Consider the following 25,109-nt stretch of genomic DNA (forward strand, 5'->3'; position numbering starts at 1 on the left):
GGGTGTTGGCCTGGACGTAGAGCGTGATTTGTGGCGCGTGGGGAAGCCACAACTGTCGAAAGTCGGGGACAGGGCGCCTAAATCATGCAGTCCAGGCCAACACCCCACCCCGACCCCGGCACCGCCCCACCCCCCGCAGCCACCAAGCCCCGACAACACCCCAGCCCCGCCGGCGCTTGAGGCGCAGGGGCCCGGGGACAGAGTCCCCGGCAACGGCGCCGCGGATGGGCCGGGTCAGGGCCACAGGAGGTGGCGGGTCCAGGGGGTGGTGGGGGTGCGGGTGTAGCGCAGGCGGGTGTGGAGGCGGGCCGCGTCGCCCTGGAAGAACTCGATCTCCGTGGGGGACAGGACGTACCGGGTCCACGTCGGCGCCACCGCATCCGGCTCCGCACCGGCCCGCTCCCAGGACCGCGCCGCGACGGCGGCCAGCTCCTCCCGGGAGTCCAGGACCTCGCTCTGGCGTCCCGTCAGCGCCGCCGCCAGCGTCCCGCGCGTGCGGGAGGCCAGGTCGGCCCGGCTCTCGGCCGCATCGCACGCCGTGACCAGGCCGCGGATGCGGATCTGGCGGGCCACCGCCGGCCAGTAGAAGCCCAGCGCCGCCGCCGGCTGCCCGGCCAGCTGGCGGCCCTTCGTGCTGGTGGAGTGCGAGGCGAAGTGCACGCCGCGCTCGTCGGCGTCGTGGAGCATGAGCGTGCGTACGTCCGCGCGGCCGTCCGCGTCCACCGTGGCCAGGCTCATCGTGTGCGGCTCGGGCTGCCCCGCCTTGGCGGCGTGCGTGAACCACTCCCGGAACAGCTCCAGCGGGTCGGCCGGTGCGGTGGCCGTGTCGAAGGTGGGCAGCGGGCCGTCCCAGACGCGCAGGGAGTGCAGGGTGGTGTGGAAGTCGCTGAAATCGCTCGTCATTTCTCAATCGAACACCACGCGGCTCGGCCGTCACTACGATGTGCGCGTTTTAGGTGCTTTACGCGAGCCGTGAGGGTGGGGAGTCGTAGGAATGAAGAGCAGAGCCGGAGCCAGATCCGGAGTCATACGAAGAATGCTGGTGGCGGTGGTCGTTGCGGGGGCCGCCGTGGCGTGCGGGCCCGCTCCGGGGAGCCCGTCCGGGCTCGCGTCCGCGACGGCCGGCGCTGTCGTATCCGTACCGGCGACCTCGTCGCCCCCCGCCGCCACCTCCGTGGCACCGAGTCCGAGCCAGAGTCCGACGCCCACGCCGACGCCCACCCCCACACCCACCCCCGCTCCGAGCAAGCCGCAGACCCGCCCCCCGGCCCCCGCGGACCCGAAGCCGGCCCCGACCCCCACCCGCAGCGCGGCGAAGCCGCCGGTCGCGAGCAGGACGCCGGCGCCGCCGGAGCCCCCGAGCGGGGTCTGCGAGATCGTCTCCAATGCCGGGAACTGCTACAACGCCGGTCAGTTCTGCCGCAAGGCCGACCTCGGCCGCTCCACCCATGCCGCGAACCGGCGGATGATCTACTGCCGGATGGACGGGTCGCAGGCCCGTTGGCAGTACTAGAGCGGGCGACCAGGCGGCCGCCCGGCCCGGAGAACGGCACGGGGGCGCCCCGGCCGACCTGTTCGGTCGGGCGGAGCGCCCCCGTGGGAGTCCGTCCGGACGGTGTGCCGGAAGGGCTCAGGGCGTCAGGTGGTGCCGGATCAGTCGAGGACGTCCGGGATGTGCTCGGTGGTGCTGCGCTGGAGCGCCGGGGCGCCGGCGGGTGCGCCGAGGGCCCAGTCGGTGAGCTTGATTGCGTCCGGGTAGCGGTCCGTGGAGTTCAGCAGGACGCCGATGATGGTCTTGCCGTTGCGGGTCACGGAGAAGACGAGGCACTGGCCGGCGACCGAGCCGCTGCCCGTCTTGACGCCGATGGCGCCCGGGACCGCGTAGCCGCCGGGACGGGGCTGGATCATCAGGTTGGTGTTCGTCCACGTGGCGCTGGTGGACGTGCCGCCGGTGCTGTACGAGGTGGTCTTGACGATCGACTTGAAGGTCGTGCCCTTCATCGCGGCCATGGTGAGCTTCGCCAGGTCGCGCGCGGTGATCTTGTTGTTGCCGTGCTGCGAGATGCCGTCGAAGGCGTCGTAGTACGTGTTGGTCATGCCGAGGGCCTTGGCCTTGGCGTTCATCTTCGCGATGAAGTCCAGGATGCGGGCCTGCCGGGACGCGCCCGAGCCGAAGGTGTCGGCGAGGGCGTAGGCCGCGTCGCAGCCCGAGGGCAGCATCATCCCGTAGAGGAGCTGGCGGACGGTGGGGGTGGCGCCGGCCTTCAGGTGGGCCGTGCTCGCGCCCTCGCGGACGACGTAGTCCAGGTACTCCTGCTGGACGGTGACCTTCTTGTTGAGGTCGATGCCCGGCGAGGTCAGGACGACGAGGGCCGTCATGATCTTCGTGGTGCTGGCGCCCTCGAGCTTGGTGTCGCCGACCTTGTTGGCGAGCGTGGCGCCCGTGGTGCCGTCCATGAGGAAGGCCGACTTGGCCAGGGTCGGCGGGCCGGTGACGGCCTGGGCGGGCGCGGCGACCGCGATCAGGGCGCCGGTGGCGACGGTGATGGCGAGAGCGGCGCGAGAACGCCGCAGAAGGTTCGATATCAAGTCAGTTCCCGTGATGGCTGGAGATTCCCCGAAGGGGCCGTGGGCACCGAGGTGCCGGCCCCTCCGGGAGCTTACGCAGCCCGACCGACAAGGAGATCAGTCCCGTCCGAGAATGAGGGTGCCCGAGGAACAGAACCAGCCACCCGTCCCCGAGGCCAAGGCGATTCGGGGGAGGGTTCCGCCTGGTTTGCGTACTTGGCCCGCTCCTGCCTCGCCGCGCAGTTGGCGTACGGCCTCGACCAGAAGGAACAGGCCGCGCATGCCGGGGTGGCAGGCGGAGAGTCCGCCGCCGTCCGTATTGACCGGGAATTCACCGTCCCGCAGGAGGCGGCCCTTCTCCACGAAGGCCCCGCCCTCGCCCTTCGCGCAGAAGCCGAGGTCTTCGAGGGTGACGAGCGTCATGTAGGTGAAGGCATCGTAGATTTCGGCCAGGTCCACGTCCGCCGGGGCGAGTCCGGCGCGGGCGAAGGCCTGGCGGCCCGAGACCGCCGCGGGGGAGACGGTGAAGTCCTCCCACTCCGACATCGTGGTGTGCGAGACGGCGGTGCCGGAGCCGAGGATCCAGACGGGTTCCTTGGCCGTGTCCGGTACGTAGTCCTCCGCGGCCAGCAGGACCGCGCAGCCGCCGTCCGAGCGGATGCAGCAGTTCAGCTTCGTGAAGGGGTCCGCGATCATGCCGGAGGACAGCACGTCGTCGACGGTGATCGGGTCGCGGAACATTGCGTCGGGGTTGGTGGCGGCGTTCGCCCGGGCCTGGACGGCGACTTCGGCGAGCTGCTCCAGCGTCGTGCCGTACTCGTGCATGTGGCGGCGCGCGGCCATCGCGTACTTGGACACCAGCGTGTGCCCGTACGGGACTTCGAACTGGAGCGGTCCCCGCGCGCCGAAGGAGAGGTTCGAGGTCCGGCGGCGGGCTTTGATGTCGGCGCGCGCGGTGGACCCGTAGACGAGCAGGACCGCGTTGGCGTGGCCGGCGGCGATGGCGTCGGCGGCGTGGGCGGCCATGACCTCCCAGGTGGAGCCGCCGACCGAGGTGGAGTCGACCCAGGTGGGGCGCAGGCCCAGGTACTCGGCCACCTCCACGGGCGCCAGGATGCCGAGGCCGGCCGAGGCGAAGCCGTCGATCACCGAGCGGTCCAGGCCGGAATCGGCCAGGGCCCGGCGGGCGGCCTGTGCGTGCAGGGCGTACGGGGTGGGGCCGTCCACCCGGCCGCAGTCGGAGAGGGCGACGCCGACGACGGCGACCCTGCGGGGCCGGGCCTGACGGCCGGCGTCGGCGGGTGCGGTGGCGGGGGCGGAGAGGGGTCCGGGTCCAGGCATGCCCTGACGGTACAACTGACGCATCGTCAGATGCTAGGGGGTCCGGGTGGGTTGAGTCGCCGCGCGCTCCCTCCTATGCTGCGCCGCGTGATGGAGGCCGCCGATGTGCTGTCCGTGCTGGCGCTGCTGCGCCGGGCGGGGGTGGACGTGTGGGTCGGCGGCGGATGGGGCATCGACGCGCTCCTCGGGCGCCGGACCCGGGACCACCGCGATCTGGACCTGATGCACCGGCAGGAACAGGAGCCCGCCCTGCTGGCGGCCCTCGCGGGCGCGGGCTTCTCGCAGACCCTGGACTGGCGCCCCGTACGGTTCGTCCTCGCGCACGCCGACGGCCGGGAGATCGACCTCCACCCGCTGGTCTTCGCGGCCGACGGCTCGGCGCTCCAGGCCTCGCCGGAACCGGAGCGCCCCTTCCACTACCCCGCCCCGTGCTTCGTGGCGGGCCGGATCGGCGGAACCGCCGTCCCGTGCCTGTCCGCCGAGCAGCAGGTCTATTTCCACCAGGGCTACGAGCCCACCGACCGCGACCGGCAGGACATGGCCCACCTCCGGCAGGCCTTCGGGATCGTCACCCACTTCTGAGGCGGGGGCGCGGGGCCCCGGCCTCCGCCCGACCCGCCCCCGGCGATCGGCTTCGGGGCGGTCCGCCCCCTGGGCTTATGGCGCCGCTCGCCCTAACATGACGGCCCGTCAGATACGGGGAGGAGCCCGACGATGGATGCCGCCTTCACCGCGGAGCAGGACGAGATGCGCCGCACCCTGCGCGAGATCCTGGGCAAACGCTGCGGCCCGGACGAGGTCAAGGCCGCGGTCCGCACCGACGCCGGACACGACCGCGAGCTGTGGCAGCAGCTCGCCCGGCAGCTCGGGCTGCCGGGCATCGCGGTGCCCGAGGAGTACGGGGGCGTCGGCTGTACCGCCGCCGACCTGGTGCTGGCCTGCGAGGAGACCGGGCGGGTGCTGCTGCCCTCGCCGCTGCTGGCCACCGCCGTGCTCGCCGTGCCGCTGGTCACCGCACTGGGGACCGGCGACCAGCGCTCCGCCCTGCTCCCGCCGCTCGCCGCTGGCGGGCTCACGGCCGCGCTCGCCGTGCCCGGCCCCGCCCTGGCCACCGCCCTCGCGCTGACCGGGGACAACGCCCCGGGCGACTGGGCCGGCGGCGGCCGGGCCGGCGGGGTGCAGGCCCGCGCCGTGGACGGCGGCTGGCGGCTGTACGGGGAGGTCGCCCAGGTGCTCGACGGGCACAGCGCCTCGCTGCTGCTGGTCGCCGCGCACACGGGAGGCTTCGCCCGCAGTCGCACGCTGCTGTTCCTCGTACGGGAGGACGCACCCGGGCTCGTACGGGCGCGGCAGACCACCCTGGACGAGACCCGCCCGCAGGCGCGCATCCAACTGCGCGATGTGGAAGCGGAGTTGCTGGGGGGTGAGGACGCCGACGTGGCCGGAGCCCTCGCCGCCACCGGGCGCGGGGCGGCTGCCGTGCTGGCCGCCGAGGCGGTCGGCGCGGCCGGGCAGGCGCTCGCGCGCACCGTGGAGTACGTACAGCAGCGGGAGCAGTTCGGCCGGGCCATCGGCTCCTTCCAGGCGGTCAAACACCGCCTCGCCGACCTCTACGTACGGGTCCAGGCGGCCAGGTCCGCCGCCTACTACGCCGCATGGGACCCGGAACAGGGCGGACTCGCCCTGGCCCAGGCCCTGGAAGCGCTGCGGATCACCGCCGGCGAGGCCATCCAGCTGCACGGCGGCATCGGCTTCACCTGGGAGCACGACGCACACCTCTACTTCAAGCGGGCGGCCGCCGACGAACTGCTCTTCGGCCCCGTCCACCGGCTGCGCGCCCATGCCGCGGAAGCCGCCGGGCTGTTCGCCCCCGCGGCCCGGGCAGTGGCACCGGTACCCGCACCAGCCCCTGCCCCCGCACCGCGCACTGAGAAGGTGGCCGTCTGATGGCGCCCGGAGTCAAGCTGATGCAGAAGGTCTCCTCGACCATGCTGTTCGCCAAGATCGCACCGCACTTCATCCCCGCCATGGACAAGGCGGTGCACAAGCTGACCCGCGGCAAGGTCATCCTCAGTGCCCAGATGCTCCCCGGCGTGATCCTCACCGCCAAGGGAGCCAAGACCGGCGAACCGCGCACCACCCCGCTCGCGTGCATGCCGGAGCAGGACGGGGCGAGCTGGATCCTGATCGGCTCGAACTTCGGCCGCCCCGGACACCCGGCGTGGACCGGGAACCTGCTCAAGAACCCTGATGCGGACGTGAGTTGGAAGGGTCAGGACATCGCCGTACGCGCCCGCCTGCTGGCGGGTGAGGAACGCGCGGCGGCGTGGCAGGCGGTACTGAAGTTCTGGCCGCCGTACGCGGCGTACCAGGCGCGCATCGAGCGCGAGATCCGGTTGTTCCGCCTGGAGCGTCGCTGATCGCGGCGGAAGGCCCGGTGGCCGAGGCCCTGGCGGCCGAAGCCCCGTAGGCAAGGCTCCGTAGGCAAGGCTCCGTGGGCGAAGCCCCGTAAGGCCGAAGCCCCGTAAGGCCGAAGCCCCGTAAGGCCGAAGGCGCGGCGGACCCGCTCAGGGTCCGCCGCTTACTTCGTCGGCTTCTTGCCCGTGATGCCCAGGTGGACCAGCAGCGCCAGGTTCGGCTTGAGTTCCGCCTGCTTGACGCCCCAGGTCTGGAACCCCTTCTGGTGCGAGGCGACCGCCGCGAGCATGGCGACCAGCGAACCCGCCATCGCCGCCGGGCTCACGTCCTTGTCGACCTTGCCCTTGGCCTGGAGCTCCTTCATCGACTCCGTGAGGGAGTTGGTGACGGAGTTGAGGATCTTCATGCGGATCTTGTAGAACCGCTTGTCGCCCTCGGCGGCACCGAGGTCGACGACCCGCAGGATGGCGTCGTTGCGCCGCCAGAACTCCAGGAATCCGTCGACGAGTTCCTCGGCCGCAGCCCAGCCCGCCTTGCCGACCCACGCGCGCCCCTCGACCAGCGAGGTCAGCTGCGCGCCCTCGTTGGCCATGCGCTCCGCGATCTCCAGGACGGCGCCTTCGACGTCCGGGAAGTACTGGTAGAAGGTCGCGGGGGAGGTGCCGGCCTTGCGGGCGACGTCGATCACCTTGACGTCGCGGTACGGCGAGGAGCTGAGCATCTCGCTGAGGCAGTCGAGCAGCTTCTGCCTCGTCGCCTGACCGCGCCGGCCGGCAACGCGGCCGTCGACGGTACGTACTTGTCCTGTCATGCCGTCAGCTTACCGAGGGGTGATCGGCGCGCGATTCGGCCGCCTGCAAATGGGGTGACGGGACGCCTGGCCTGGGCGTACGCCCGTCCCGGCCCGTCGCGGCGACCGATTCCGGCCGGGCGTGCGCCCCGGGCGCGCCGTCCGGGTTCCGACCCTATCCCCCGAATAGTCTTATCAACAGGCTGTGGACAAGTTTTCGGGCACATCATGATCCGGAGGACATGGCTGGGCGAGCGAGGCGGAACGTGCGCGGAGGGTGCACACCCTCGCACACCCCCGCACAACGGAAGGAACCGGGCTCATGGCCGCATTCGTGGAAGGCTCACCCTGCTGGGTCGACGCCTCCCTGCCGGACGTGGAAGCGGGCAAGCGCTTCTACGGTGAGCTCTTCGGGTGGACCTTCGCCGAGGGCGCGGGAGCCGAGTACGGCCACTACACCCAGGCCTACAGCCGCGGCCGCAACGTCGCCGCCCTCGCCCCCAAGCCGGACGGCCGCATGCCGACCGTCTGGGGGATCTACCTCTACACCAACGACGCCTACGCCTGCGCCCAGCGCATCCGCGCCGCCGGCGGCCAGATGGTGATGGACCCGATGCCGGTCGGCCCGTACGGGACCGCCGCGATGGCCGCCGACCCCGGCGGGGCCGTCTTCGGCCTGTGGCAGCCCGGCACCCACCACGGTTTCGACGCCCAGAACGAGCCCTACACGTACTGCTGGTCCGAGGTGTACACCCGGGCCCGCGACGCCGTGGACGTCTTCTACGCCAAGGTCTTCGGCTACGTCCCCGAGGACCAGAACGACGCCGAGTCGGGCATCGAGTACCGCGTCTGGTCCCCGCCCGGCAGGGCGCCCGGCTCGGAGACGGCCGTCCTGGGGCGCAGCCTGATCACCGACGCCTTCCCGGAGATCATGCCCGCGCACTTCCTCGCGTACTTCGCCGTCCCGGACTGCGACCAGTCCGTGGCGATGGTCCAGCGCCTCGGCGGCCGGGTCACCGCCGACCCCTTCGACACCCCGTACGGGCGCATCGCGGTGGTCGCGGACAACCAGGGCGCCGTCTTCGGGCTCCTCTCGGAGCCGCGGACGAGGCTGGGCACCCCTTAGGGCCGGGCACCCCTTAGGGGTGCCCGGCCGCCGGGTCAGCCGGTGACCTCGACGGAGTCCACGCGGCTCTCGGCGCGCAGCCCCCAGGCGTCCCGGGACGTGACCGCCATCCAGTCGCCACTGCGGTCCACGATGAACGCCTTCTTGAAGGCGCCGCGGGCATCGGTGGCCGTGGTTCCGACCTTCACCCATGCGCTGGTGCTCGTCGGCCGGTAGAGGATGGCGACCGTGGCGCGGGCGACCGGCGTGGCCGGGCTGTTCATCCCGTTCACCCGGCCCTCTACGGTCAGCTGCCCACCGCGCTTGACCGGCTCGGGATGGGCGTTGAACTCGGAGATCGCGGGTACGACGCGATCGACCTTGAGGACGTCCGAGGAGCCGTGCGGCACGTCCTTGCCCGCGTACCGCAGGCGCCAGTACCCGCGCTCCGCGGGCACGGACTGGTCGAATCGGGTCTCGAAGGTGGTCACGAAGGTCTGACGGGTGGTCCAGGCCTTGCCGTCCGTCGAGAACTGGATCTCGACGGGACCGCCGGTCGGGAGCTTCGGGCCCGAGTGCACCGTCGTGTGGTACAGCGTCGCGTACTGGTTGAACCGGACCGTCCACGGGACACCCGGCCCGTACTGCTCGGTGGGCTGCCCGGGGAAGTGCACGTCCGCGGGGACGTCGGCCACAAGGGAGGCGGACGTCTTCTGGTCGAGCCAGATCTGACGATCGGTCGTGACCTCGGCCGTCCGGTCGTCATCCGCCCTGAAGCTGGTGGAGAAGCGGCCGTCCGCGGTGCTCTTGAACTTGTACGGGTACCTGAGGACGTGCAGGCTCATGGGTGTCGCCACCGGCTTGAGCGTGCCGTCGGCCGCGACCCGCTTGATCGAGCCCTTGACCGGGACCGTTCCGTTCTCCGGCACGGACACGGCGCGGGAGCCCGGATCCAGTTCGATCTTCACGGCCTGGGCCGACACCCGGACGTCGGCCTTGGCCCAGACGGAGAGACCGGCCGCGGTCTTGTGGCCCACCTGGACCTGTGCGCTGGCCTCGGTCCCCGTGAAGGTGATGGGCGCCTTGACGTGGCCCTTGCCGTCCGTGGTCGCGGTGAAGGGCTTCTCCGCGACCCAGACGGCGACCTCCGCGTTGGCCAGCGGGGTCTGCTTGCCGTCGCGCGGGTCGAGGCCCTGGAGGTCCGCCTCGACGGTGGTGCCCAGGCTGTCGAGGGACACCGCCTTCGAGCTGGTGATGCCGCTGAGGACGGGCTTGAGGGTGTAGGGGAGGGTGGCCGTGTCCTTGCGCACGAGCGACTCGCCCTCGGTGCCCCGGTACTCGACGTCGACGTCGTAGAGCCCGAGCTTGTCGAGCTTCACCGGGCCGGAGGTGAAGGAACCCTCCGTCGACGACGAATCGCTGTCCTCGTACTTGAAGTCCTTGATGGTCTGGACGCGGGTGTTGGAGCCCTTCACCCGCAGGTGGACCACGGGGTTCATGAACTGGCCGCGGACCACGTCGATCTGTATGCCTTCCGCGCTGGCCGTGACGTAGAAATCCTGGTCGGCGGCGTGCGCCGGGCCCGGAGCGAGGAGCATGCCGCCGACGACGGCGGCGGTGACCGCCAGTGCGGTGGTGTAGCGCATGTGCTTCACAGGGTCCCCCCAAGGACTGGTTGCTTACGGCTTACGGCTTACGGCTTACGGGCTACGGGTTCACCGTGAGGTCGTCCCGGCGGCTCTCGGCGTTGAAGTGCTTGCCGTCGGAGTCGGCGTAGCGGACGATCCAGGCGCCGGTCTCGTCGGCGGTGAACGTCTGGACGAACGTGCCGTCCGCGCCGGTCTCGGCCTCGCCCCGGTAGACGAAGTCCTGGCTGCCGACGGGCTGGAAGTAGTACCGCACCGTCTGGCCCTCGTACGGCTTCGCCGGGGTCTCGTGCTTGAGCGTGCCCTTGATGGTGAAGGTCTGGCCCTTGCGGACCGGCTCCGGGGCGGCGTTGAAGTAGGTGAAGGCCGTCGCCGTCCGGGTCAGCCGGACCGGCTCGGTGACGGAGCCCTGCATGCGGGGCGCGGCGGCGTACCGCAGCCGCCAGTAGCCGTCGCTCTCACCGACGCCGGGCAGCGTCAGGTCGAAGCGGGCGGAGGCGAAGTCCACGGTGAAGACGTGGTGCGTCTTCCAGTCCGAGTCGGCCTTGCCGTCGGCCGAGTACTGGACCTCGATGAGGGTGGGGGCCGGGCTGAGGGGCTTGTGGGCGAGGCCGCCGGAGAACTTCAGGCCGGCGGCGTCGGCCGTGACCTCGAGGTCCGTGAAGTAGCTGACCTCGACGACCTCGGCCTCCGTACTGGCGATGGCGTAGCGCAGCCACGGGGACCTGCCGCCCGCCCACGTGGTCTTCACCGGGCCGCCGCGCGACATCAGCAGCTGCCGCTCGAACCGGCCGTCCGCCGTCGTCCCGGGCTCCCCGGTGAGGTCCGCGAGCATCTCGGTGCCCTCGGGTACGGGCTTGCGCGTGCCGTCCGCGGCGACCCTGATGGCCCGGCCGGTGATCGTGGCGGTCGATCCGTAGCGCGCCTTGATCTTCCGGGACTCGGGGTCGAGGAGGATCTCGGCCTTCTGCGGGACCGTGCGAGCGGTCTCGCCGCGTCCCCCGGTGCGGACGTCGGGGGTGTCCGGGACCTCGACGCGCACCTCGGTGTGGTTCTCCGTGCCCCGGAAGGTGAACGGGGAGGACAGGTGGCCCTGGGCGTCCGTGGTCGCGTCCCGCGCCGTGCGGTCGGCGGTGAGGCGGACCTTGGCGTTCTTGAGCGGGGCGCTCGCCCCGGTCCGCGGGTCGAGGGTGGTGACCTCCGCCGTGACGGTGGTCCCGAGGTGGTCGAGGGAGACCCCGTCCGCCGCGTCGACCTTGGAGACCACCGCACGCAGCCGGTAGTCGAAGTTCCCGCAGGAGACGGGGGCGGTTTCGGCGCCGACTTCGAGCGCGTAGATGCCGAGGGCGGACAGCTTGAGCGGCTCCGAGACCAGCCGGAAGTCGGGGAGGATGCCGTCCGGGTCGGTCACCTTGCGGAAGGCGTCGACGCGGGCGACCCGCAGCCCCGTCTTCTTGTCCCGCAGGTGGACGACGAGCCCCTCGGGCACGCCCGTCCCGTCCTGTGCGCTGTGGACGCTGAGGGATCCGTCCTGGGTGGCGGCCATGTCCGGCGGGCACGAAACGGCCCCGCCGGACGCACCAGCCGCACCGGCCACCACCGCCGCACCGGCCGCACCCGGTGCGACCGAGGCGAGGGATGCATCGGATGCGGCGTGCACCGACCCCGGCACGGCCAGTCCCCCGAGCAGCGCTGTGGAGACGACGACGGCTGAAGTCAAACGGTGACGCACGGATTCCCCCGGATCTTGACGAGCTGAGCAACTGTTAGACCCCCGAGACAGCCGAGGGGTTGTACGGCTATTCCCGCAGGCGGAGCGGCCTGCCTACGGGTTCACGGTGAGCTCGTCCCGGCGGCTCTCGGCGTTGAGGTGCTTGCCGTCGGCGTCGCGGTAGCGGGCGATCCAGGTGCCGGTGCGGTCGGCCTTGAAGGCGCGGACGAAGGTGCCGTCGGCGGCGGTCTTCGCGTTGCCCTGGTAGACGTACTCCTGGCTTCCGGCGGGCTGGAAGTAGAAGAGGACCGTCTGTCCGGCGTAGGGCTTCGCCGGGGTGCCGTGGCGGAGGGTGCCCTTGATGGTGAAGGTCTGGCCCTTGCGGACCGGCTCCGGTGCCGCGTTGAACCCACCGAAGACCGTCGCCGTCCGGGTCAGCCGGATGGGCGGGGTGACGGAGCCCTGGATCAGGGACTCGCCGGTGTACCGGAGCCGCCAGTAGCCGTCCGCGTCGCCGGGCAGCGTCTGCTTGACCGCGCCGGCGCCGAACGTGGTGGTGAAGGTCTTGCGCGTCGTCCAGTTCGTCTTCCCGTCGGCCGAGTACTGCGCCTCGACGACGACCGGCTTGTTCGCGACCGCGGGCTTGAGGATCAGGTCCCCGGTGAGGGTCACCCGGCGCGCGGAGTCCAGGGTGGCGTGGACGTTGCCGAAGGCGGTGACGGAGACGAGCTCGACCTGCGCCGAGCTTCCCGCGGCCTCCAGCCACGGAGTGGCGCGCCCGATGTCCCACCCGGTGTACGCGCCGGGGCCCTGGATCCGTACCTGCCGCTCGAACCGGCCGTCCGCCTTCGTCAGGGGCACTCCGGTCAGGTCGGCCGACAGGCGCGTGCCCTCGGGTACGGGCTTGCGCGTGCCGTCGGCGGCGATCCTGACCGCCCGGCCCGTGAGCGTCCGCAGCTCTCCGTACGTGGCCCTGAAGCGCTGGGATGCGGGGTCGAGGACGATCTCGCCCTTCTGGCGGACCGTGCCCACCCTGATGTCGGTGACCACGTCGTCCACCTGCGGTGTCGCCGTCACCTCGATGCGCACGTAGGTCGAGCTCTCCGTGCCCCGGAAGGTGTGCGGGACCGACAGGCGGCCCTGGGCGTCCGTGGTCGCCTCCCGGGGGAAGCCCTCACCGGTGAGGACGACCTTGGTGTGCGCGAGCGGGGAGCTCTTCTGGGTCCGCGGGTCGAAGCCGGTGAGGTCCGCGGACACGGTGGTCTTCAGGTTGTCGAGGGACACCTTGCCGGCGGTGGGCTTGGTCGTTTCCGAGCGCAGCCGGTAGTCGAACTTCCCGCAGACGGTGGTGCCGGATTCGGTGTCGACTTCGAGCCGGTAGATCCCGAGCTCGGGCAGCTTGAGCGGATCGGAGACCACGTCCGTCGCGTACATGTCGCCCGACGGATCCCGGGGCAGGTCCTTGAACGTGTCGACGGTCGCGACGCGCAGGCCCGTCTTCTCGTCCCGCACGTGGACGGTCACCTCGGGCCGGACGTAGACGTTCATGACGACGAGCGCCCCCTCGCGGGTGGCGTACATCCCCTGGAAGCAGGGAGAGGAGTCGGCCTGCGCCACCCCTGGCACGGCCAGCCCCCCGAGTGCCGCCGCTGCGATGACGATGGCCGAAGTCAAACGGTGACGCATGAATCCCCCCGGATCTTGGTGAGTTGAACGGGAGCTAGACCCACGACACCGCCCCGGGGTTGTACGCCGATCCCGGCAGCCCGTACGCGACCACCCGCCGTGCCGGGGCCGGACCAGGCGCGGGCCTGACAGAATCGGGGGTGCGCGACCCGGGCGGCCCCCGGGGGTGAGACGCTGCACGGGGCAGGGACCCGCGGCGGCTCGTGCGCATCCGGTGGCATGACGGCGATGACGGCGATGCCACCGGCGCTGGCTGGAAGAGCGGGGACCGCGAGGGACCCCGTACGGGGATGGGTGTGGAGGCGAGTGGTGGAGCAGCTGACGCAGCACGACCCGAGACGGATCGGCCCCTTCGAGGTGCTGGGACGGCTCGGCGCCGGCGGCATGGGGCTGGTCTATCTCGCCCGGTCGGCGTCCGGACGCCGGGTGGCGATCAAGACGGTGCGCACCGAGCTCGCCGAGGACCAGCTGTTCCGCGTCCGTTTCACCCGTGAAGTGGAGGCGGCCCGCGCCGTCTCCGGCTTCTACACGGCCGCCGTCGTCGACGCCGACCCGCGTGCGGCGGTGCCGTGGCTGGCGACCGCGTACGTACCGGCGCCCTCCCTGGAGGAGATCGTCCACGAGTGCGGGCCGATGCCGGCCCAGGCCGTACGGTGGCTCGCCGCCGGCATCGCCGAGGCGCTCCAGTCGATCCACGGGGCGGGCCTGGTCCACCGCGACCTGAAGCCCTCCAACGTGCTCGTCGTCGAGGACGGTCCGCGCGTGATCGACTTCGGCATCGCCAGCGGGGTCTCCAACACCCGCCTGACCATGACGAACGTGGCCGTCGGCACCCCCGCGTACATGTCGCCGGAGCAGGCGAAGGACTCGCGCAGCGTCAAGGGCGCCAGCGACGTCTTCTCGCTCGGCTCCACGCTGGTCTTCGCCGCCACCGGGCATCCGCCGTACCACGGGGCGAACCCGGTGGAGACGGTCTTCATGCTGCTGCGCGAGGGCCCCAACCTGGAGGGGCTCCCCGACGAGCTCCGCCCGCTGATCGACTCCTGCATGCAGATGGACGCCACGCAGCGGCCCACCCCGGCCGATCTGCAGGCGCAGCTCGCCCCGCACCTCTTCGAGGGCGGCGACGAGAGCGGTACCGCTTCGGCGTGGCTGCCCGAGCGGGCCGTCGAGATGATCGAGGCCCGGCGGGCCGGACACCGCAACGCCGCCGCCGCGGCCGCTGCGGCGGCGGCCGCCGTGCCGAAGCCGGCGCTTCCCCGGGCGGGCGTCTCCGCCCCCATCGAGAGCCCCGGTCCGGCCGCCGGTCCGGCCACGCACCGCCGCCAGCGCGGCGGCGCCGACCCGTGGACCGACCCGCGGACCGGCCAGGCCGTCCCGCAGCGGCCCGAGCACCCGCCGATGGCGCCCTCGGGCGAGCCCGTGCGGCTCGGCGGTTCCCCGGTGCCGATCGGGCCCGGCCCGCAGGCCTCCGCTTCCGCTCCGGCCGCGCACGCGGCCGCCGCGGACTCGGCGACCGGCTGGATCCGGCCGCCCGCCGGGATCCCGGTGGCGGGCTCCGCACCCTCGGTCCTCGTACCGAACCCCGGACCGGCCCCGGACAGCGGCCGGTGGCGGCCCTGGCGGTTCCGGATGTCGAACGAGGTCTGGGGCACCCCGACGGTCGCCGGCGACCTGCTCTACGTCACCTCCTTCGAGGTGCACGCCCTGGACGTGGCCAGCGGCCGCCGCCAGTTCAAGACCCGCGACGTCGCCTGGTCCATGGCCGTCTCCGACGGGCGCATCCACGCCTCCGACGGCCCCTCCCTCTACGCCCTGGACGCCACCGACGGCTCCGAGCGCTGGCGGCTGTCCGCCGAGGCCTGGGTGTACGCCCTGCGCGCCGACCGGGGCACCGTGGTCACCGCCACGCGCGGGGGCGGCGTACAGGCCTGGGAGTCCTCCAGCGGGCACAAGCTGTGGGAGCTGTCCGGCGCGCAGAGCGAGTTCGAGACCACCGAGGCGGCCCCCGTCCTGCACGAGGGCACGGTCTACGTCTGGCAGGACGCCCGGCTGCGGGCCCTGGACGCCCGCTCCGGCCGCGAGTCCTGGTCCTACCCGGTCGGCGACGCCGGCTCCTGCGGGAACGTGCCCGTACGGGTCACGCCCGCCCCCGACGGCAACGTCTACGTGGCCGCCGGCACCCGGGTGATCTCCATCGACCGGGCCTCGGGCCGGGTCCGCTGGCACTTCGAGGCCCCGGCCGTGTTCCTCGCGCCGCCGGCCTTCGCTGCGGGCGCGGCCGTCACGGGCGGCGGGGTCTACCTCGCGGACTACCTGGGCACCGTCTACGCCCTGGACGCGGCCACCGGCAAGGACCGCTGGCGCATCGCCACCGAACCCCGGCAGTCCGCCGACCCGGTGCTCGTCGCCGCCGGCAACGTCCACCTCGCCGCGGGCAGCGCCGTCTACACCCTCGACGCGGTCACCGGCACCCCGAAGTGGCGGTTCGCGGCGGGCGGGGAGATCACCGGTTCCCCGGCGGTCGCGGACGGCCGCGTGCACTTCGGATCGGCCGACCACTGCCTGTACACCCTGGACGCGGCGGGCGGCCAGCTCCGCTGGAAGCTGGCCACCGGCGGGGAGATCACCGGGGCCCCGGTGGCCGAGGCGGGCGTGGTGTACGCGTGCAGCAAGGACCGCTGCGTCTACGCCCTGGACGCCGCCAAGGGCACGGGAACCCGTACGGGCGGCTGACCCGGTTCAGCCGCCGCCTGAGCTGCGGCTGAGCCGTTCGGGGGCCCGGTCGCGGCCCCCTCGGGGTCGCGCACCGCACCGGGAGTGACAGGATGGACCCCATGAGCAACGTATTCTTCGACATCAAGATCGACGGCCAGCCCGCCGGCCGCATCGTCTTCAACCTCTTCGACGAGGTCGTCCCGAAGACCGCCCAGAACTTCCGCGAGCTGTGCACGGGCCAGAACGGCTTCGGCTACGCCGGCTCCGGCTTCCACCGCGTCATCCCGCAGTTCATGCTGCAGGGCGGTGACTTCACCAACCACAACGGCACGGGTGGCAAGAGCATCTACGGCGAGAAGTTCGCCGACGAGAACTTCAACCTGAAGCACGACCGCAAGTACCTGCTGTCGATGGCGAACGCCGGCCGCAACACCAACGGCTCGCAGTTCTTCATCACCACCGTCCTCACCCCGTGGCTCGACGGCAAGCACGTCGTCTTCGGCGAGGTCGTCGAGGGCTCCGAGATCGTCGACGCGATCGAGAAGCTCGGCTCCCCCTCGGGCTCCACCAAGGGCAAGATCGAGATCGCGGCGTCCGGCGTCGTCGAGGCCTGATCCCCACCCCGCCCGCAACGGCTGGCCGGCCCCGCCCCCTCAGGGGGACGGGGCCGCCGTCATGTCCGCGGACGGGGCCCCCGCACCAGGGCGGCGATCAGCCCCTCCGGCGTTTGAGGAGCGGGGTCCGGGGCGGAGCCCCGGGGAACGGGCGAAGGGCGGGTAGGGGACAGCCCCCGCAGGCCCCCGGGCCGCACCCGCCCGCCGCACCCGCCCGCCCCGAGGCGTTACGAGTGGTCCTTCGGCGGGGGAGGCCAGGCCGAGGGGGCCGGGGGATGCGCGGGGTCCTCGACGGGCTCCGGATACGGCGGCTCCGAGGAGGGCCCCCGCTGCCCCCGCTCCGGGTACGGCTCCGGGTAGGACCCAGGCTCCGGAACGGGCTCCCGGGCCACCCGGTCACGGCGCCGCGGCCGGCCACTCATCACGGCCGCCGCAAGGATGAGCAGCGCGCCCGCGCCGAAGGCGTTGGCGACGCCGTCGCCGAGGCCCGCGCCGTCGCCGCCGACCGAGAGGCTCCCCGCGGCCTGCCCCTGGCGGACCATCCACAGCACGGCGAAGCCGAGGACGACGACTCCGGAGAAGGCCATGAGCAGCCGCGAGCGCAGCACGATCGCGACGAGCGCGAGCAGCGCGGCGAAGAGGAACGGCAGCAGCAGCGAGCCCAGCAGGGCGGCCTTGTCCTCGGTGATCCCGGCGGAGCTGAAGAGCTCCTCGATGCGGTAATCGCGCCCGTGACGGCCGTCGTACCAGGCACGGAAGGGGCTCCAGACGGCGGCCGTCGCTCCGATCAGACCCAGGAGCGAGCCGAGTGCGTTGCGGATCATGCCCGGCCCTCCGGGGGAGTGGGTCTGGATCTCGATCCCGACGCTACGCCCGCCCCCGGAGTACCGCACGCGGAGGTGCAGCCGGCGCCCTACGAGGGCAGCGCCGGCGGGAACACCCGCACGACCGGTGCCCCGGCGAGCAGCGCCCCCGTGCGGGCCAGGGCCTCGGCGAGGTGCGGGGAGGCCATGTGGGCGTCCCAGGAGGCGCCGTCCGCCCATTCCTCCAGGACGACCCAGGCACCCGGAGCGCTCGGGTCCTCGTAGGCGCGGTAGGAGATGTTGCCCGGTTCGGCCCGGGTCGGCGCGACCAGGGCCAGGGCCTGGGCGCGGACCTCCGCCTCCAGCCCCGGCCGGGCCTGGAGGCGGGCGATCGCGGTGATGACGCCGGCGCTCGTGAAGTCGGTGGCGGCGGCCGTGGTCTCGTCGGTCATGGTGTGTCCCCCCGGGGAGCGATCGTGACGGGTGGCGGTCACCGTACCGTTGCGGCCTTGCGCCTCCTGATAGCGTGCCGCCCGTTGTGCAACGGGGAGGGGTTCGGGCCATGGTGGTGACGGGGCGGCGGGTCAGGCTCACGGCGGTGCTGGTCGGTGTGGTGCTCGCGCTGACGGGGTTCTCGTCGACGGGCGGGAGCGGCAAGGGCAAGAGCAAGAGCGGCGGGGGCGGCTGCTCCAGCTCCAAGAGCAAGACGAAGAAGAAGAGCTACGGCGGCAGCGGCGGGAGCGGCGGCTCCACGGCCACGCCGACCGCCACCGCCACCGCCACCCCCACCGGGACCCGCCCGCTCGCGCACGCCGAGGTCGTCACCTGCGCCGGCCCGGCTGCGGCGAAGGCCACCGTGAAGGTCACCTCGGACGCGTCGGCCGGGCACACCTTCCGCGTCCCGCTCGTCTTCGAGGGCGCCTCGGGCCGGGTCGACTCGGGCTCGGTGGACCTGGTGCTCAAGGCGGGCGAGAGCCGTACGGTCGACCTGCCGATGACGAACGCGGCCAAGGCGGCCGAGGTCCAGCGCTGCACCGTCGGCCCGGTCCAGACCCTCTCGACCGCGTCGCCCACCCCGACGTCGGACTCCGGGACCTCGGGATCCTCCGTCACGGGCGGCAGCACGGGCGGCAACACTCCGGGCAACACGAGCAAGCCGAAGCCCCGCTCCACCCGGAAGACCCGCTGACCCGCCAGCCCGTACGGGCCACGGGGCCCCGTACCCCCTCCCCGCCCGCCGTCACCGCACCCGCGGCTCCGGTCCCGTCCCGCTCCGCCGCCCGGCGAACAGCTCCGCCTGACGTTCGGGCGGGAGGTTTCCCAGCGCGATCAGCCCCGGAGCCTGGGCCAGTGCCTGCTGGAGCGCGCCCTGCTTCGCCGCCCACAGGGACCGTACGGTGCCCTGCACGGCCTCCGTCGGGAAGCCGGCCAGCGTTTCGGCCGCCCGCAGGGCCGCCGGGAGCAGTTCCCCGGGCTCGGCCAGCTCGGAGACCAGGCCGATCTCGTAGGCCCGCCGTGCGGAGAGCCGTTCCGCGGTGCCCATCAGGGACATCCGGGCGGCCTCGCCGAAGGGCATGCGCTGCGCCATGTAGATGGCCTCGTAGGCGCTGACCATCCCGTAGCTGGTGTGCGGGTCGAAGTAGGTGGCGGACGCCGAGGAGATGATGAACTCCGACTCGCCCAGCAGGTAGAACGCCCCGCCGCAAGCCATGCCGTTGACGGCGGCGACGACCGGCTTCCACAGGTCGTTCGCCTTCGGCCCGATGGAGACGAGCGGGTCGTCCACCGAGTACGGCGAGGACGGCTGCGGCACCTCGACGCCCCGGTCGATGCCCGTGCAGAAGGCCGCCTGCCCGGCGCCCGTGAGCACGATCGCCCGTACCTCGTCCTCGTAGCGGAACTCCCGCCACACGGCCGCCAGTTCGGCGGCCGTGGCGAGGTCGATCGCGTTGTGCTTGCGCTCCCGGTCGAGGGTGACGACCGCGACCCCGGTGGCCTTGTCCCGTTCCACCCGCAGTCCGGGGGCGCGGTCGGCCCCGGGGCTCCGCCCGGCCGTCACGACTTCTCCAGCACCCAGCGCGGCACCGCCACCCCGCCGGTCTCGGTGAAGACCACCTGGACCCGTGCGCCGATGCGCAGCCGCGCGGGGTCCATGGAGTCGAGCGGGGCGTCGGCGGAGGTGACGAGGTTCCCGACGAGGCGGATCTGCGGGGCGTCGGCCAGCTCCACGAGGATCACGTTGTACGGGGCCTGCGCGGCGTACGCGGGCAGCAGCGGCGGGTGCGGGCGTACGTAGGACCAGATCCGGCCCCGGCCGCTCATGGGGCGCCATTCGGATTCGAAGGACCGGCAGTGCGGGCAGCAGGGGCGGGGCGGGAAGCGCAGTTTCCCGCAGTCGGGTGCGGCGCAGGCCTGGATGCGCAGTTCGCCCCGGGCCGCGTACTCCCAGAAGGGGGCCCCGTCCCCGTCGGGAACGGGCAGGAGCAGCTCGTCCGCGGGGGCGGGGGGCGTCCCGGGCGTGGTGCCGGTGGTCGTCGTCGTCATCGTCTTCCTCAGCTCCTCGGGTCCTCAGGCGCGCAGCAGGATGGCGGACGTCGGGACGCCCTCGCCGGCGGTCACCAGGCAGGTCGCGGCATCGGGCACCTGGGCGGTGGAGATGCCGCGGAGCTGCTTGACGCCCTCGTTGATCAGGTTGAAGCCGTGCACGTAGGCCTCGCTGAGGCCGCCGCCGCCGGTGTTGATGGGGAGCCGGCCGCCCATTTCCAGGGCGCCGCCCTCGGTGAACGCGGCGCCCTCGCCGCGCCCGCAGAAGCCGTAGCCCTCCAGGGAGAGCGGGATCAGGGGGGTGAAGGCGTCGTAGATCTGGGCGACGTCCACGTCCTGGGGGCCGAAGTCGGCCTGCTTCCACAGGTGTCGGGCGGCGGTCCAGGCGGGGCCGGACAGCGGGTCGTCGTTCCAGTAGTTGACCATCCCGTGGTGCTGGGAGGGCAGGCCCTGGGCGACGGAGTGGACGTAGACGGGCTTCTGGCGGCAGTCGCGGGCGCGCTCGGCGCTCACGATGACGCAGGCGAGCGCGCCGTCGGTCTCCAGGCAGTTGTCGAAGAGGCAGAGCGGGTCGCTGATCATGCGGGCGGTCATGTACATCTCGCGGGTCAGCGGGCGCTCGTACATCATGGCGGCCGGGTTCTCGTTGGCCCGGTTGCGGCAGGCCATCGCGACGTTGAAGAGGTGGTCGCGGGTGGCGCCGTACTCGTGCATGTAGCGCCGGGCCAGGATGCCGATCTCGTCGGCGGGGCGCAGCAGGCCGAAGGGGCGGGTCCACTGGCCGGGGGTGGGGAGCTGGACGGCCGTGTTCTTCCACGGCCGTGGCCCCGAGCCGCGCTTGCGCGAGCGCCAGGCCACGCCGACGCTCGCCTGGCCGGTGGCGACGGCGGCGGCCAGGTGGCCGACGGTGGCGCAGGAACCGCCGCCGCCGTAGCCGATCTTGGAGAAGAAGGTGACGTCGCCGGCGCCGATGGCTTTGGCGACCTCCACCTCGTCGGTCTCCTCCATGGTGTAGGAGGAGAAGGCGTCGACCTCGGACGGGTCTATGCCCGCGTCGTCGAGCGCCGCGAGAATGGCCCGGCAGGCCAGTTCCTTTTCGGACTGCGGCAGTTGTTTGGCAAAGGCGGTCTGCCCGATGCCGACTATCGCCGTAGCGTCCTTGAGCGTTGCCGCCATCGCCACCTCCGGGGTGCACCAGTACTGACAGCCGCGAAGGCTACAGCTAATCTGACGGATAGTCAGCTACTGGTATCGCGGGAGGGCGGACGATGGACGAGGACGAGGGCGCACGCGGGGCCACGGACACGACGGACGCGACGGGTGGGGCGGACGTGACGGGCGGGGTGGACGGCGCGGTGGCGGCGGGCGCGGCGGACGCGACGGGTGGGGCGGACGTGACGGGCGGGGTGGACGGCGCGGTGGCGGCGGGCGCGGCGGACGCGACGGGTGGGGCTGACGCGACAGGCAGGGCTGACGCGACAGGCAGGGCGGACGCGGCGGCCATGACGGAGGACGGCCGGGCCGATCTCGCCTGGACCAGCATCGGCGGCCTCGTCCGGGCCGCCGCCGCCCGCTACGCCGGCCGCGAGGCCGTCGTCGACGGCCGGGTCCGGATCGACTACGCGCAGCTCGGCGAGCGCGTCGAGCGGGCTGCCGCCGCCTGCATGGCCGCCGGGGTCGAGCCGGGCGACCGGGTCGCCGTCTGGGCGCCCAACACCCTCGAATGGATCGTCTCCGCCCTCGGCGCCGTCTCCGCGGGCGCCGTCCTCGTCCCCCTCAACACCCGCTTCAAGGGCTCCGAAGCCGCCTACGTCCTCCACCGCAGCCGCGCCCGGCTCCTCTTCGTCACCGGCACCTTCCTCGGCACCTCCTACGTCGCCTCCCTGCGCCGCGCCGCCGCCGAGGGCGAGGGCTCCGGGCCGCTGCCCGGGCTGCCCCACCTGGAGCAGGTCGTCGTCCTGTCCGAGGACGCCCCGGATTCCTTCCGCACCTGGAAGGAGTTCCTGACCGGCGGCGACGGCGTATCCGCCGAGGCCGTCCGGGCCCGTACGGACGCGATCCCCGCCTCCGCCCCCTCGGACATCATCTTCACCTCGGGCACCACCGGCAGCCCCAAGGGCGCCGTCATCACCCACGCCCAGTCCCTGCGCTGCTACGACGTGTGGAGCGAGCTCGCCGGACTGCGCGAGGGCGACCGCTACCTGATCGTGAACCCCTTCTTCCACACCTTCGGCTACAAGGCGGGCGTCATAGCCTGCCTCATGCGCGGCGCCACGATGATCCCCCAGCCCGTCTTCAACGTGGACACCGTCCTCGCCAACATCGCCGCCGAGCGGATCTCCGTACTCCCCGGCCCGCCCACCCTGCACCAGTCCCTCCTCGACCACCCCCAGCGCGACCACCACGACCTCTCCGCCCTGCGCCTGGTCGTCACCGGCGCGGCCGTGGTCCCCCTCCAGCTCGTGGAACGGCTCCGCGGCGAACTGCGCATCGGCACCGTCCTGACCGCGTACGGGCTCTCCGAGGCGAGCGGCATCGTCACCATGTGCCGCCGCGGCGACCCGGCGGAGACCATCGCGTCGACCTCGGGCCGGGCCATCCCCGGGACGGAGGTCAGGATCGTGGACGCGGACGGCGAGACCCAGTCCACCGGCCGCCCCGGAGAGGTGTGGGTGCGCGGCCACAACGTCATGCGCGGCTACTTCGAGGACCCGGCCGAAACCGCCGAGGCCATCACCCCCGAAGGCTGGCTCCGCACCGGCGACGTGGGCGTCCTCGACGCCGCCGGAAACCTGCGCATCACCGACCGCATCAAGGACATGTTCATCGTCGGTGGTTTCAACGCCTACCCCGCCGAGATCGAGCAACTCCTGGGCCTGCACCCCGACATCGCCGACGTCGCGGTGGTCGGCATCCCCGACCCCCGACTGGGCGAGGTCGGCAAGGCGTACGCGGTCCGCCGCCCCGGCGCGGTCCTCACGTCCGACGACCTGATCGCATGGTCCCGCCGGGAAATGGCCAACTACAAGGTCCCGCGCGAGGTGGAGTTCGTCACCGAACTCCCCCGCAACGCAAGCGGCAAGGTCCTGAAGCGAGAACTCCGCGTCCGCTGACCCCACCGGCGGGGCCGGGGGAGGACCCGGCCCGGGGCCACGGTTCGAGGGATCCGCCGAACGGGTGGTCCCTGGCCCCGGGCTGGTCCGATCGGTCGGATCTGACGGTGGGTCGCACCGGGACGCTCCGAGGGCCACCAGGGCCGGGGCTATGCATGGGTGGCCCGACCCTCCATGCGCCCCGACCCCAGGAGCCCCGCATGCGCCCCATGCGTTTCACACGCCCCACGCACCTCACAGACCCCACACGCGCCACGCGCCCCACGCGCCGCGTCAGAACAGCCGGACTCGGCACGGCCACGGCGCTGCTGTCCCTGCTCGCCTGCGTCCCCGCCGCATCCGCGGCGGACACGGCCTCCCCCCACGACAAGAACAAGAACCACGAGGTCATCACCCTGACCGGCCGGCTGGCCGAGCAGTCACGCTTCCCCGTCCACCCCGGCGGCGCCGCCGCGCAGGGCGACCGGACGATCTTCCGGTCGATCCTCTTCGACAAGGACGGCAACCAGGTCGGCGAAACCGGCGGCATCTGCACCACCACCCGGGTCGACAACGACGGCGCGGAGGCCTGCAACGTGACCTACAGCCTCCCGGGCGGCCAGATCACCGTGCAGGGGATGGTCTTCGGCCACCTGGTCCCGGGGCCGCCCCCCGCGTTCGACAACGCGATCACCGGCGGAACCGGCAAGTACGACCGGGCCCGCGGCTCGATCCACGCCGAGACGACCGCCCCGGGCGAGCGCCGCTTCACGATCACCCTGGAACCCTGACGCGCCCTGAGCCAGCCCGATGCGCGCAGAGCCCTCCGGTATCGCCGCCGGGTAGATGTCAGGACGTGCTGCAGTCCTTGCACTTCCCGGGTGCCGGGCTTCGGAACGCCCGCTCGCACTCGGTGCAGTTCACGAACGGATCGGGCGGTACGAAGGCAGGCGCGCGGGGCAGCGGGACCAGCGCCGGTGGCAACTGCGCGGCCAGCCGGTGGGCGATCAGCCCGACCGGATTGCGCAACTCTTCGGGCAGCCGGGCGGTCAGCGCACCGACCAGCGCCTCCACCCCCGCCCCGCGCTCCAGCCAGGCCTCGACCCCGCCCGCGAGGTACCGGACGTCCCGCTCCCCGAGCAGCAGTCGCGAATCGACCCGCCGCAACTCCGCGAGCACCTCGCGCGCGAGCCGCCGCCGCCCGGGATCCTCCGGCTCCCGGGGGACGGGCAGCCCACCCGAGGGCGTCGCCTCGGCCCCGGACGGCTCCGCCGCCGGGCCCCGCACCCCTGACTCCGGAGCCTCCGGCTCGACCGCCGAGGCCGGCACGTCCGGCACGGCCGGTTCCGTCTCGGGCGGGGGCGGCGGCGGGTCCACGACGGAGGGAGCCGATGCGCCCGAACCCGCCCCGTGACGCACCCGCCCCACCTGGGCTCCGCGCCGCGCGGCGGCCACGACGGCGGCCCGGGGATGGTTGTAGGAGACCGTGCGGGTGGCGATCCGCCCACCCGGAAGGCTCTCCAGGGACCGCTCCAGGTACCCGAACAGCACGAGTTCCCGGAGCCCCTTGGCGATCGAGGTCTCCCCGATCGAAAGCCGTTTGGCCAGGTCCTTGATGCCGATGGGAGTCCCGGAGGGCATCGACTGGATGAAGATCCCCAACATCCGTGCGATCACCGACATTTCGGGATGCTGGATGAGGTCGTTGCTCACGACGGTGAACCGCCCGGTGAGCCGGACGTTGGCGTGTCGAACTCCGTATGCCGCGCGCGAGGGCGCGGTAAAGTGCACCGAAGCCATGGGGAAAGGGTTCGTTTCCTTATTGGTAGCCAGCGGGAAGGTTCTACTTCCTCGTTGGTCAGGCCCTCGATCGGGATTCGCAGTCCCGGCGGGGGCCGTCTCATGTCCAAGTTGTCGGGGCGAGCATATGCCAGACAACCACCCGAAAATCCACCCCAGTTGGCCAATTCACCCGTGCGAGTGAGCACCCGCCCGGCGGGAGGCTGGTGGGGTCTGGAAGAGGTTTCTTTCCCTGGATTCTCAAGCCAAAAGAAGCATCGGGCCCCACCGGGA

At 72.5% G+C, this 25,109-nt stretch carries 23 protein-coding genes; 10 read left to right on the forward strand and 13 right to left on the reverse strand.

What is annotated here, in order from left to right:
* Positions 1–234 precede the first annotated feature (234 nt).
* Positions 235–903: a pyridoxal 5'-phosphate synthase gene (locus ACIA8F_RS35075; RefSeq protein WP_399385002.1), complete on the reverse strand. Its 669-nt coding sequence runs from the start codon at positions 901–903 to the stop codon at positions 235–237.
* 271 nt (positions 904–1,174) lie between these two features.
* Here ACIA8F_RS35075 and ACIA8F_RS35080 point away from each other — a divergent pair, with 271 nt between their 5' ends.
* Positions 1,175–1,513 (forward strand): hypothetical protein, encoded by a 339-nt coding sequence (locus ACIA8F_RS35080; protein WP_399385004.1) that lies wholly within the window; start codon positions 1,175–1,177, stop codon positions 1,511–1,513.
* Between the two features lie 140 nt (positions 1,514–1,653).
* Here the strand turns inward: ACIA8F_RS35080 and ACIA8F_RS35085 are convergent, their stop codons facing one another.
* Positions 1,654–2,589: a D-alanyl-D-alanine carboxypeptidase family protein gene (locus ACIA8F_RS35085; protein WP_399385006.1), complete on the reverse strand. Its 936-nt coding sequence runs from the start codon at positions 2,587–2,589 to the stop codon at positions 1,654–1,656.
* A 96-nt stretch (positions 2,590–2,685) separates the two neighbouring features.
* On the reverse strand, positions 2,686–3,909 hold the full coding sequence (locus tag ACIA8F_RS35090; protein ID WP_399385008.1) for an acetyl-CoA acetyltransferase: 1,224 nt from the start codon (positions 3,907–3,909) through the stop codon (positions 2,686–2,688).
* A gap of 90 nt (positions 3,910–3,999) precedes the next feature.
* Between ACIA8F_RS35090 and ACIA8F_RS35095 the strand changes: the two genes are divergently transcribed.
* The 3 genes from ACIA8F_RS35095 (at position 4,000) to ACIA8F_RS35105 (ending at position 6,329) form a co-directional block, all read left to right on the forward strand.
* Positions 4,000–4,491, forward strand: coding sequence for a nucleotidyltransferase domain-containing protein (locus ACIA8F_RS35095; protein WP_399385109.1), 492 nt, complete (start codon positions 4,000–4,002; stop codon positions 4,489–4,491).
* Between the two features lie 132 nt (positions 4,492–4,623).
* On the forward strand, positions 4,624–5,856 hold the full coding sequence (locus tag ACIA8F_RS35100) for an acyl-CoA dehydrogenase family protein (RefSeq protein WP_399385010.1): 1,233 nt from the start codon (positions 4,624–4,626) through the stop codon (positions 5,854–5,856).
* Positions 5,856–6,329 (forward strand): nitroreductase family deazaflavin-dependent oxidoreductase, encoded by a 474-nt coding sequence (locus ACIA8F_RS35105; protein ID WP_327253356.1) that lies wholly within the window; start codon positions 5,856–5,858, stop codon positions 6,327–6,329. The genes ACIA8F_RS35100 and ACIA8F_RS35105 overlap by 1 nt, the downstream gene beginning before the upstream one ends.
* A gap of 161 nt (positions 6,330–6,490) precedes the next feature.
* Here the strand turns inward: ACIA8F_RS35105 and ACIA8F_RS35110 are convergent, their stop codons facing one another.
* Entirely contained in the window at positions 6,491–7,138 is a 648-nt protein-coding gene (locus ACIA8F_RS35110; protein ID WP_250742709.1) for a TetR family transcriptional regulator, read from the reverse strand.
* Between the two features lie 301 nt (positions 7,139–7,439).
* Here ACIA8F_RS35110 and ACIA8F_RS35115 point away from each other — a divergent pair, with 301 nt between their 5' ends.
* Positions 7,440–8,243: a VOC family protein gene (locus ACIA8F_RS35115; RefSeq protein ID WP_399385012.1), complete on the forward strand. Its 804-nt coding sequence runs from the start codon at positions 7,440–7,442 to the stop codon at positions 8,241–8,243.
* Positions 8,244–8,278: 35 nt separating this feature from the next.
* On the opposite strand, the gene ACIA8F_RS35120 is transcribed toward ACIA8F_RS35115, so the two are convergent.
* The 3 genes from ACIA8F_RS35120 to ACIA8F_RS35130 form a co-directional block, all read right to left on the reverse strand.
* Positions 8,279–9,868, reverse strand: a complete 1,590-nt coding sequence (locus ACIA8F_RS35120; protein ID WP_399385014.1) for a hypothetical protein — start codon at positions 9,866–9,868, stop codon at positions 8,279–8,281.
* A gap of 61 nt (positions 9,869–9,929) precedes the next feature.
* Complete coding sequence (locus ACIA8F_RS35125; RefSeq protein ID WP_399385016.1) at positions 9,930–11,588, reverse strand: hypothetical protein; 1,659 nt, start codon at positions 11,586–11,588, stop codon at positions 9,930–9,932.
* A 105-nt stretch (positions 11,589–11,693) separates the two neighbouring features.
* Positions 11,694–13,265: a hypothetical protein gene (locus tag ACIA8F_RS35130; RefSeq protein WP_399385018.1), complete on the reverse strand. Its 1,572-nt coding sequence runs from the start codon at positions 13,263–13,265 to the stop codon at positions 11,694–11,696.
* Positions 13,266–13,571: 306 nt separating this feature from the next.
* Between ACIA8F_RS35130 and ACIA8F_RS35135 the strand changes: the two genes are divergently transcribed.
* Together ACIA8F_RS35135 and ACIA8F_RS35140 are read left to right on the forward strand one after the other, a co-directional pair.
* Positions 13,572–16,001 carry a PQQ-binding-like beta-propeller repeat protein gene (locus ACIA8F_RS35135; RefSeq protein WP_399385020.1) on the forward strand — a complete coding sequence of 810 codons (2,430 nt, stop codon included), beginning with the start codon at positions 13,572–13,574 and terminating at the stop codon, positions 15,999–16,001.
* A 101-nt stretch (positions 16,002–16,102) separates the two neighbouring features.
* Complete coding sequence (locus ACIA8F_RS35140) at positions 16,103–16,597, forward strand: peptidylprolyl isomerase (protein WP_399385022.1); 495 nt, start codon at positions 16,103–16,105, stop codon at positions 16,595–16,597.
* Positions 16,598–16,824: 227 nt separating this feature from the next.
* Here the strand turns inward: ACIA8F_RS35140 and ACIA8F_RS35145 are convergent, their stop codons facing one another.
* A complete protein-coding gene (locus tag ACIA8F_RS35145; protein WP_399385025.1) occupies positions 16,825–17,421 on the reverse strand; it encodes a hypothetical protein in 597 nt (198 codons plus the stop codon).
* 89 nt (positions 17,422–17,510) lie between these two features.
* Positions 17,511–17,852 carry a putative quinol monooxygenase gene (locus ACIA8F_RS35150; RefSeq protein ID WP_399385026.1) on the reverse strand — a complete coding sequence of 114 codons (342 nt, stop codon included), beginning with the start codon at positions 17,850–17,852 and terminating at the stop codon, positions 17,511–17,513.
* 110 nt (positions 17,853–17,962) lie between these two features.
* Between ACIA8F_RS35150 and ACIA8F_RS35155 the strand changes: the two genes are divergently transcribed.
* Positions 17,963–18,589, forward strand: coding sequence for a hypothetical protein (locus tag ACIA8F_RS35155; RefSeq protein WP_399385028.1), 627 nt, complete (start codon positions 17,963–17,965; stop codon positions 18,587–18,589).
* 51 nt (positions 18,590–18,640) lie between these two features.
* Here the strand turns inward: ACIA8F_RS35155 and ACIA8F_RS35160 are convergent, their stop codons facing one another.
* From ACIA8F_RS35160 to ACIA8F_RS35170, 3 genes are read right to left on the reverse strand one after another with little or no spacing between them, the layout of a single operon-like run.
* Positions 18,641–19,459 (reverse strand): enoyl-CoA hydratase/isomerase family protein, encoded by an 819-nt coding sequence (locus ACIA8F_RS35160; RefSeq protein WP_399385030.1) that lies wholly within the window; start codon positions 19,457–19,459, stop codon positions 18,641–18,643.
* Positions 19,456–19,944 (reverse strand): Zn-ribbon domain-containing OB-fold protein, encoded by a 489-nt coding sequence (locus tag ACIA8F_RS35165; protein ID WP_399385031.1) that lies wholly within the window; start codon positions 19,942–19,944, stop codon positions 19,456–19,458. The genes ACIA8F_RS35160 and ACIA8F_RS35165 overlap by 4 nt, the downstream gene beginning before the upstream one ends.
* 24 nt (positions 19,945–19,968) lie before the next feature.
* Positions 19,969–21,120, reverse strand: a complete 1,152-nt coding sequence (locus ACIA8F_RS35170) for a lipid-transfer protein (RefSeq protein ID WP_399385033.1) — start codon at positions 21,118–21,120, stop codon at positions 19,969–19,971.
* Between the two features lie 326 nt (positions 21,121–21,446).
* Here ACIA8F_RS35170 and ACIA8F_RS35175 point away from each other — a divergent pair, with 326 nt between their 5' ends.
* Both ACIA8F_RS35175 and ACIA8F_RS35180 read left to right on the forward strand, forming a co-directional pair.
* Positions 21,447–23,057, forward strand: a complete 1,611-nt coding sequence (locus tag ACIA8F_RS35175) for a FadD3 family acyl-CoA ligase (RefSeq protein WP_399385111.1) — start codon at positions 21,447–21,449, stop codon at positions 23,055–23,057.
* A 209-nt stretch (positions 23,058–23,266) separates the two neighbouring features.
* Positions 23,267–23,827, forward strand: a complete 561-nt coding sequence (locus ACIA8F_RS35180; protein WP_399385034.1) for a hypothetical protein — start codon at positions 23,267–23,269, stop codon at positions 23,825–23,827.
* A 58-nt stretch (positions 23,828–23,885) separates the two neighbouring features.
* Here ACIA8F_RS35180 and ACIA8F_RS35185 read toward each other — a convergent pair whose 3' ends face one another.
* On the reverse strand, positions 23,886–24,836 hold the full coding sequence (locus ACIA8F_RS35185) for a hypothetical protein (protein ID WP_399385035.1): 951 nt from the start codon (positions 24,834–24,836) through the stop codon (positions 23,886–23,888).
* Positions 24,837–25,109: the final 273 nt, after the last annotated feature.

Origin of the sequence: Streptomyces sp. NPDC051563 (assembly GCF_044454225.1) — a bacterium.
GTDB lineage: Bacteria > Actinomycetota > Actinomycetes > Streptomycetales > Streptomycetaceae > Streptomyces.

Excerpts from the sequence above, each read along its gene's own strand:
- ACIA8F_RS35075 (WP_399385002.1), bottom strand. The coding sequence starts at position 903 with ATGACGAGCGATTTCAGCGACTTCCACACCACCCTGCACTCCCTGCGC.
- ACIA8F_RS35090 (WP_399385008.1), bottom strand. The coding sequence starts at position 3,909 with ATGCCTGGACCCGGACCCCTCTCCGCCCCCGCCACCGCACCCGCCGAC.
- ACIA8F_RS35095 (WP_399385109.1), top strand. The coding sequence starts at position 4,000 with ATGGAGGCCGCCGATGTGCTGTCCGTGCTGGCGCTGCTGCGCCGGGCG.
- ACIA8F_RS35100 (WP_399385010.1), top strand. The coding sequence starts at position 4,624 with ATGGATGCCGCCTTCACCGCGGAGCAGGACGAGATGCGCCGCACCCTG.
- ACIA8F_RS35105 (WP_327253356.1), top strand. The coding sequence starts at position 5,856 with ATGGCGCCCGGAGTCAAGCTGATGCAGAAGGTCTCCTCGACCATGCTG.
- ACIA8F_RS35110 (WP_250742709.1), bottom strand. The coding sequence starts at position 7,138 with ATGACAGGACAAGTACGTACCGTCGACGGCCGCGTTGCCGGCCGGCGC.
- ACIA8F_RS35115 (WP_399385012.1), top strand. The coding sequence starts at position 7,440 with ATGGCCGCATTCGTGGAAGGCTCACCCTGCTGGGTCGACGCCTCCCTG.
- ACIA8F_RS35120 (WP_399385014.1), bottom strand. The coding sequence starts at position 9,868 with ATGCGCTACACCACCGCACTGGCGGTCACCGCCGCCGTCGTCGGCGGC.
- ACIA8F_RS35130 (WP_399385018.1), bottom strand. The coding sequence starts at position 13,265 with ATGCGTCACCGTTTGACTTCGGCCATCGTCATCGCAGCGGCGGCACTC.
- ACIA8F_RS35140 (WP_399385022.1), top strand. The coding sequence starts at position 16,103 with ATGAGCAACGTATTCTTCGACATCAAGATCGACGGCCAGCCCGCCGGC.
- ACIA8F_RS35145 (WP_399385025.1), bottom strand. The coding sequence starts at position 17,421 with ATGATCCGCAACGCACTCGGCTCGCTCCTGGGTCTGATCGGAGCGACG.
- ACIA8F_RS35150 (WP_399385026.1), bottom strand. The coding sequence starts at position 17,852 with ATGACCGACGAGACCACGGCCGCCGCCACCGACTTCACGAGCGCCGGC.
- ACIA8F_RS35155 (WP_399385028.1), top strand. The coding sequence starts at position 17,963 with ATGGTGGTGACGGGGCGGCGGGTCAGGCTCACGGCGGTGCTGGTCGGT.
- ACIA8F_RS35165 (WP_399385031.1), bottom strand. The coding sequence starts at position 19,944 with ATGACGACGACGACCACCGGCACCACGCCCGGGACGCCCCCCGCCCCC.
- ACIA8F_RS35170 (WP_399385033.1), bottom strand. The coding sequence starts at position 21,120 with ATGGCGGCAACGCTCAAGGACGCTACGGCGATAGTCGGCATCGGGCAG.
- ACIA8F_RS35175 (WP_399385111.1), top strand. The coding sequence starts at position 21,447 with ATGACGGAGGACGGCCGGGCCGATCTCGCCTGGACCAGCATCGGCGGC.
- ACIA8F_RS35180 (WP_399385034.1), top strand. The coding sequence starts at position 23,267 with ATGCGTTTCACACGCCCCACGCACCTCACAGACCCCACACGCGCCACG.
- ACIA8F_RS35185 (WP_399385035.1), bottom strand. The coding sequence starts at position 24,836 with ATGGCTTCGGTGCACTTTACCGCGCCCTCGCGCGCGGCATACGGAGTT.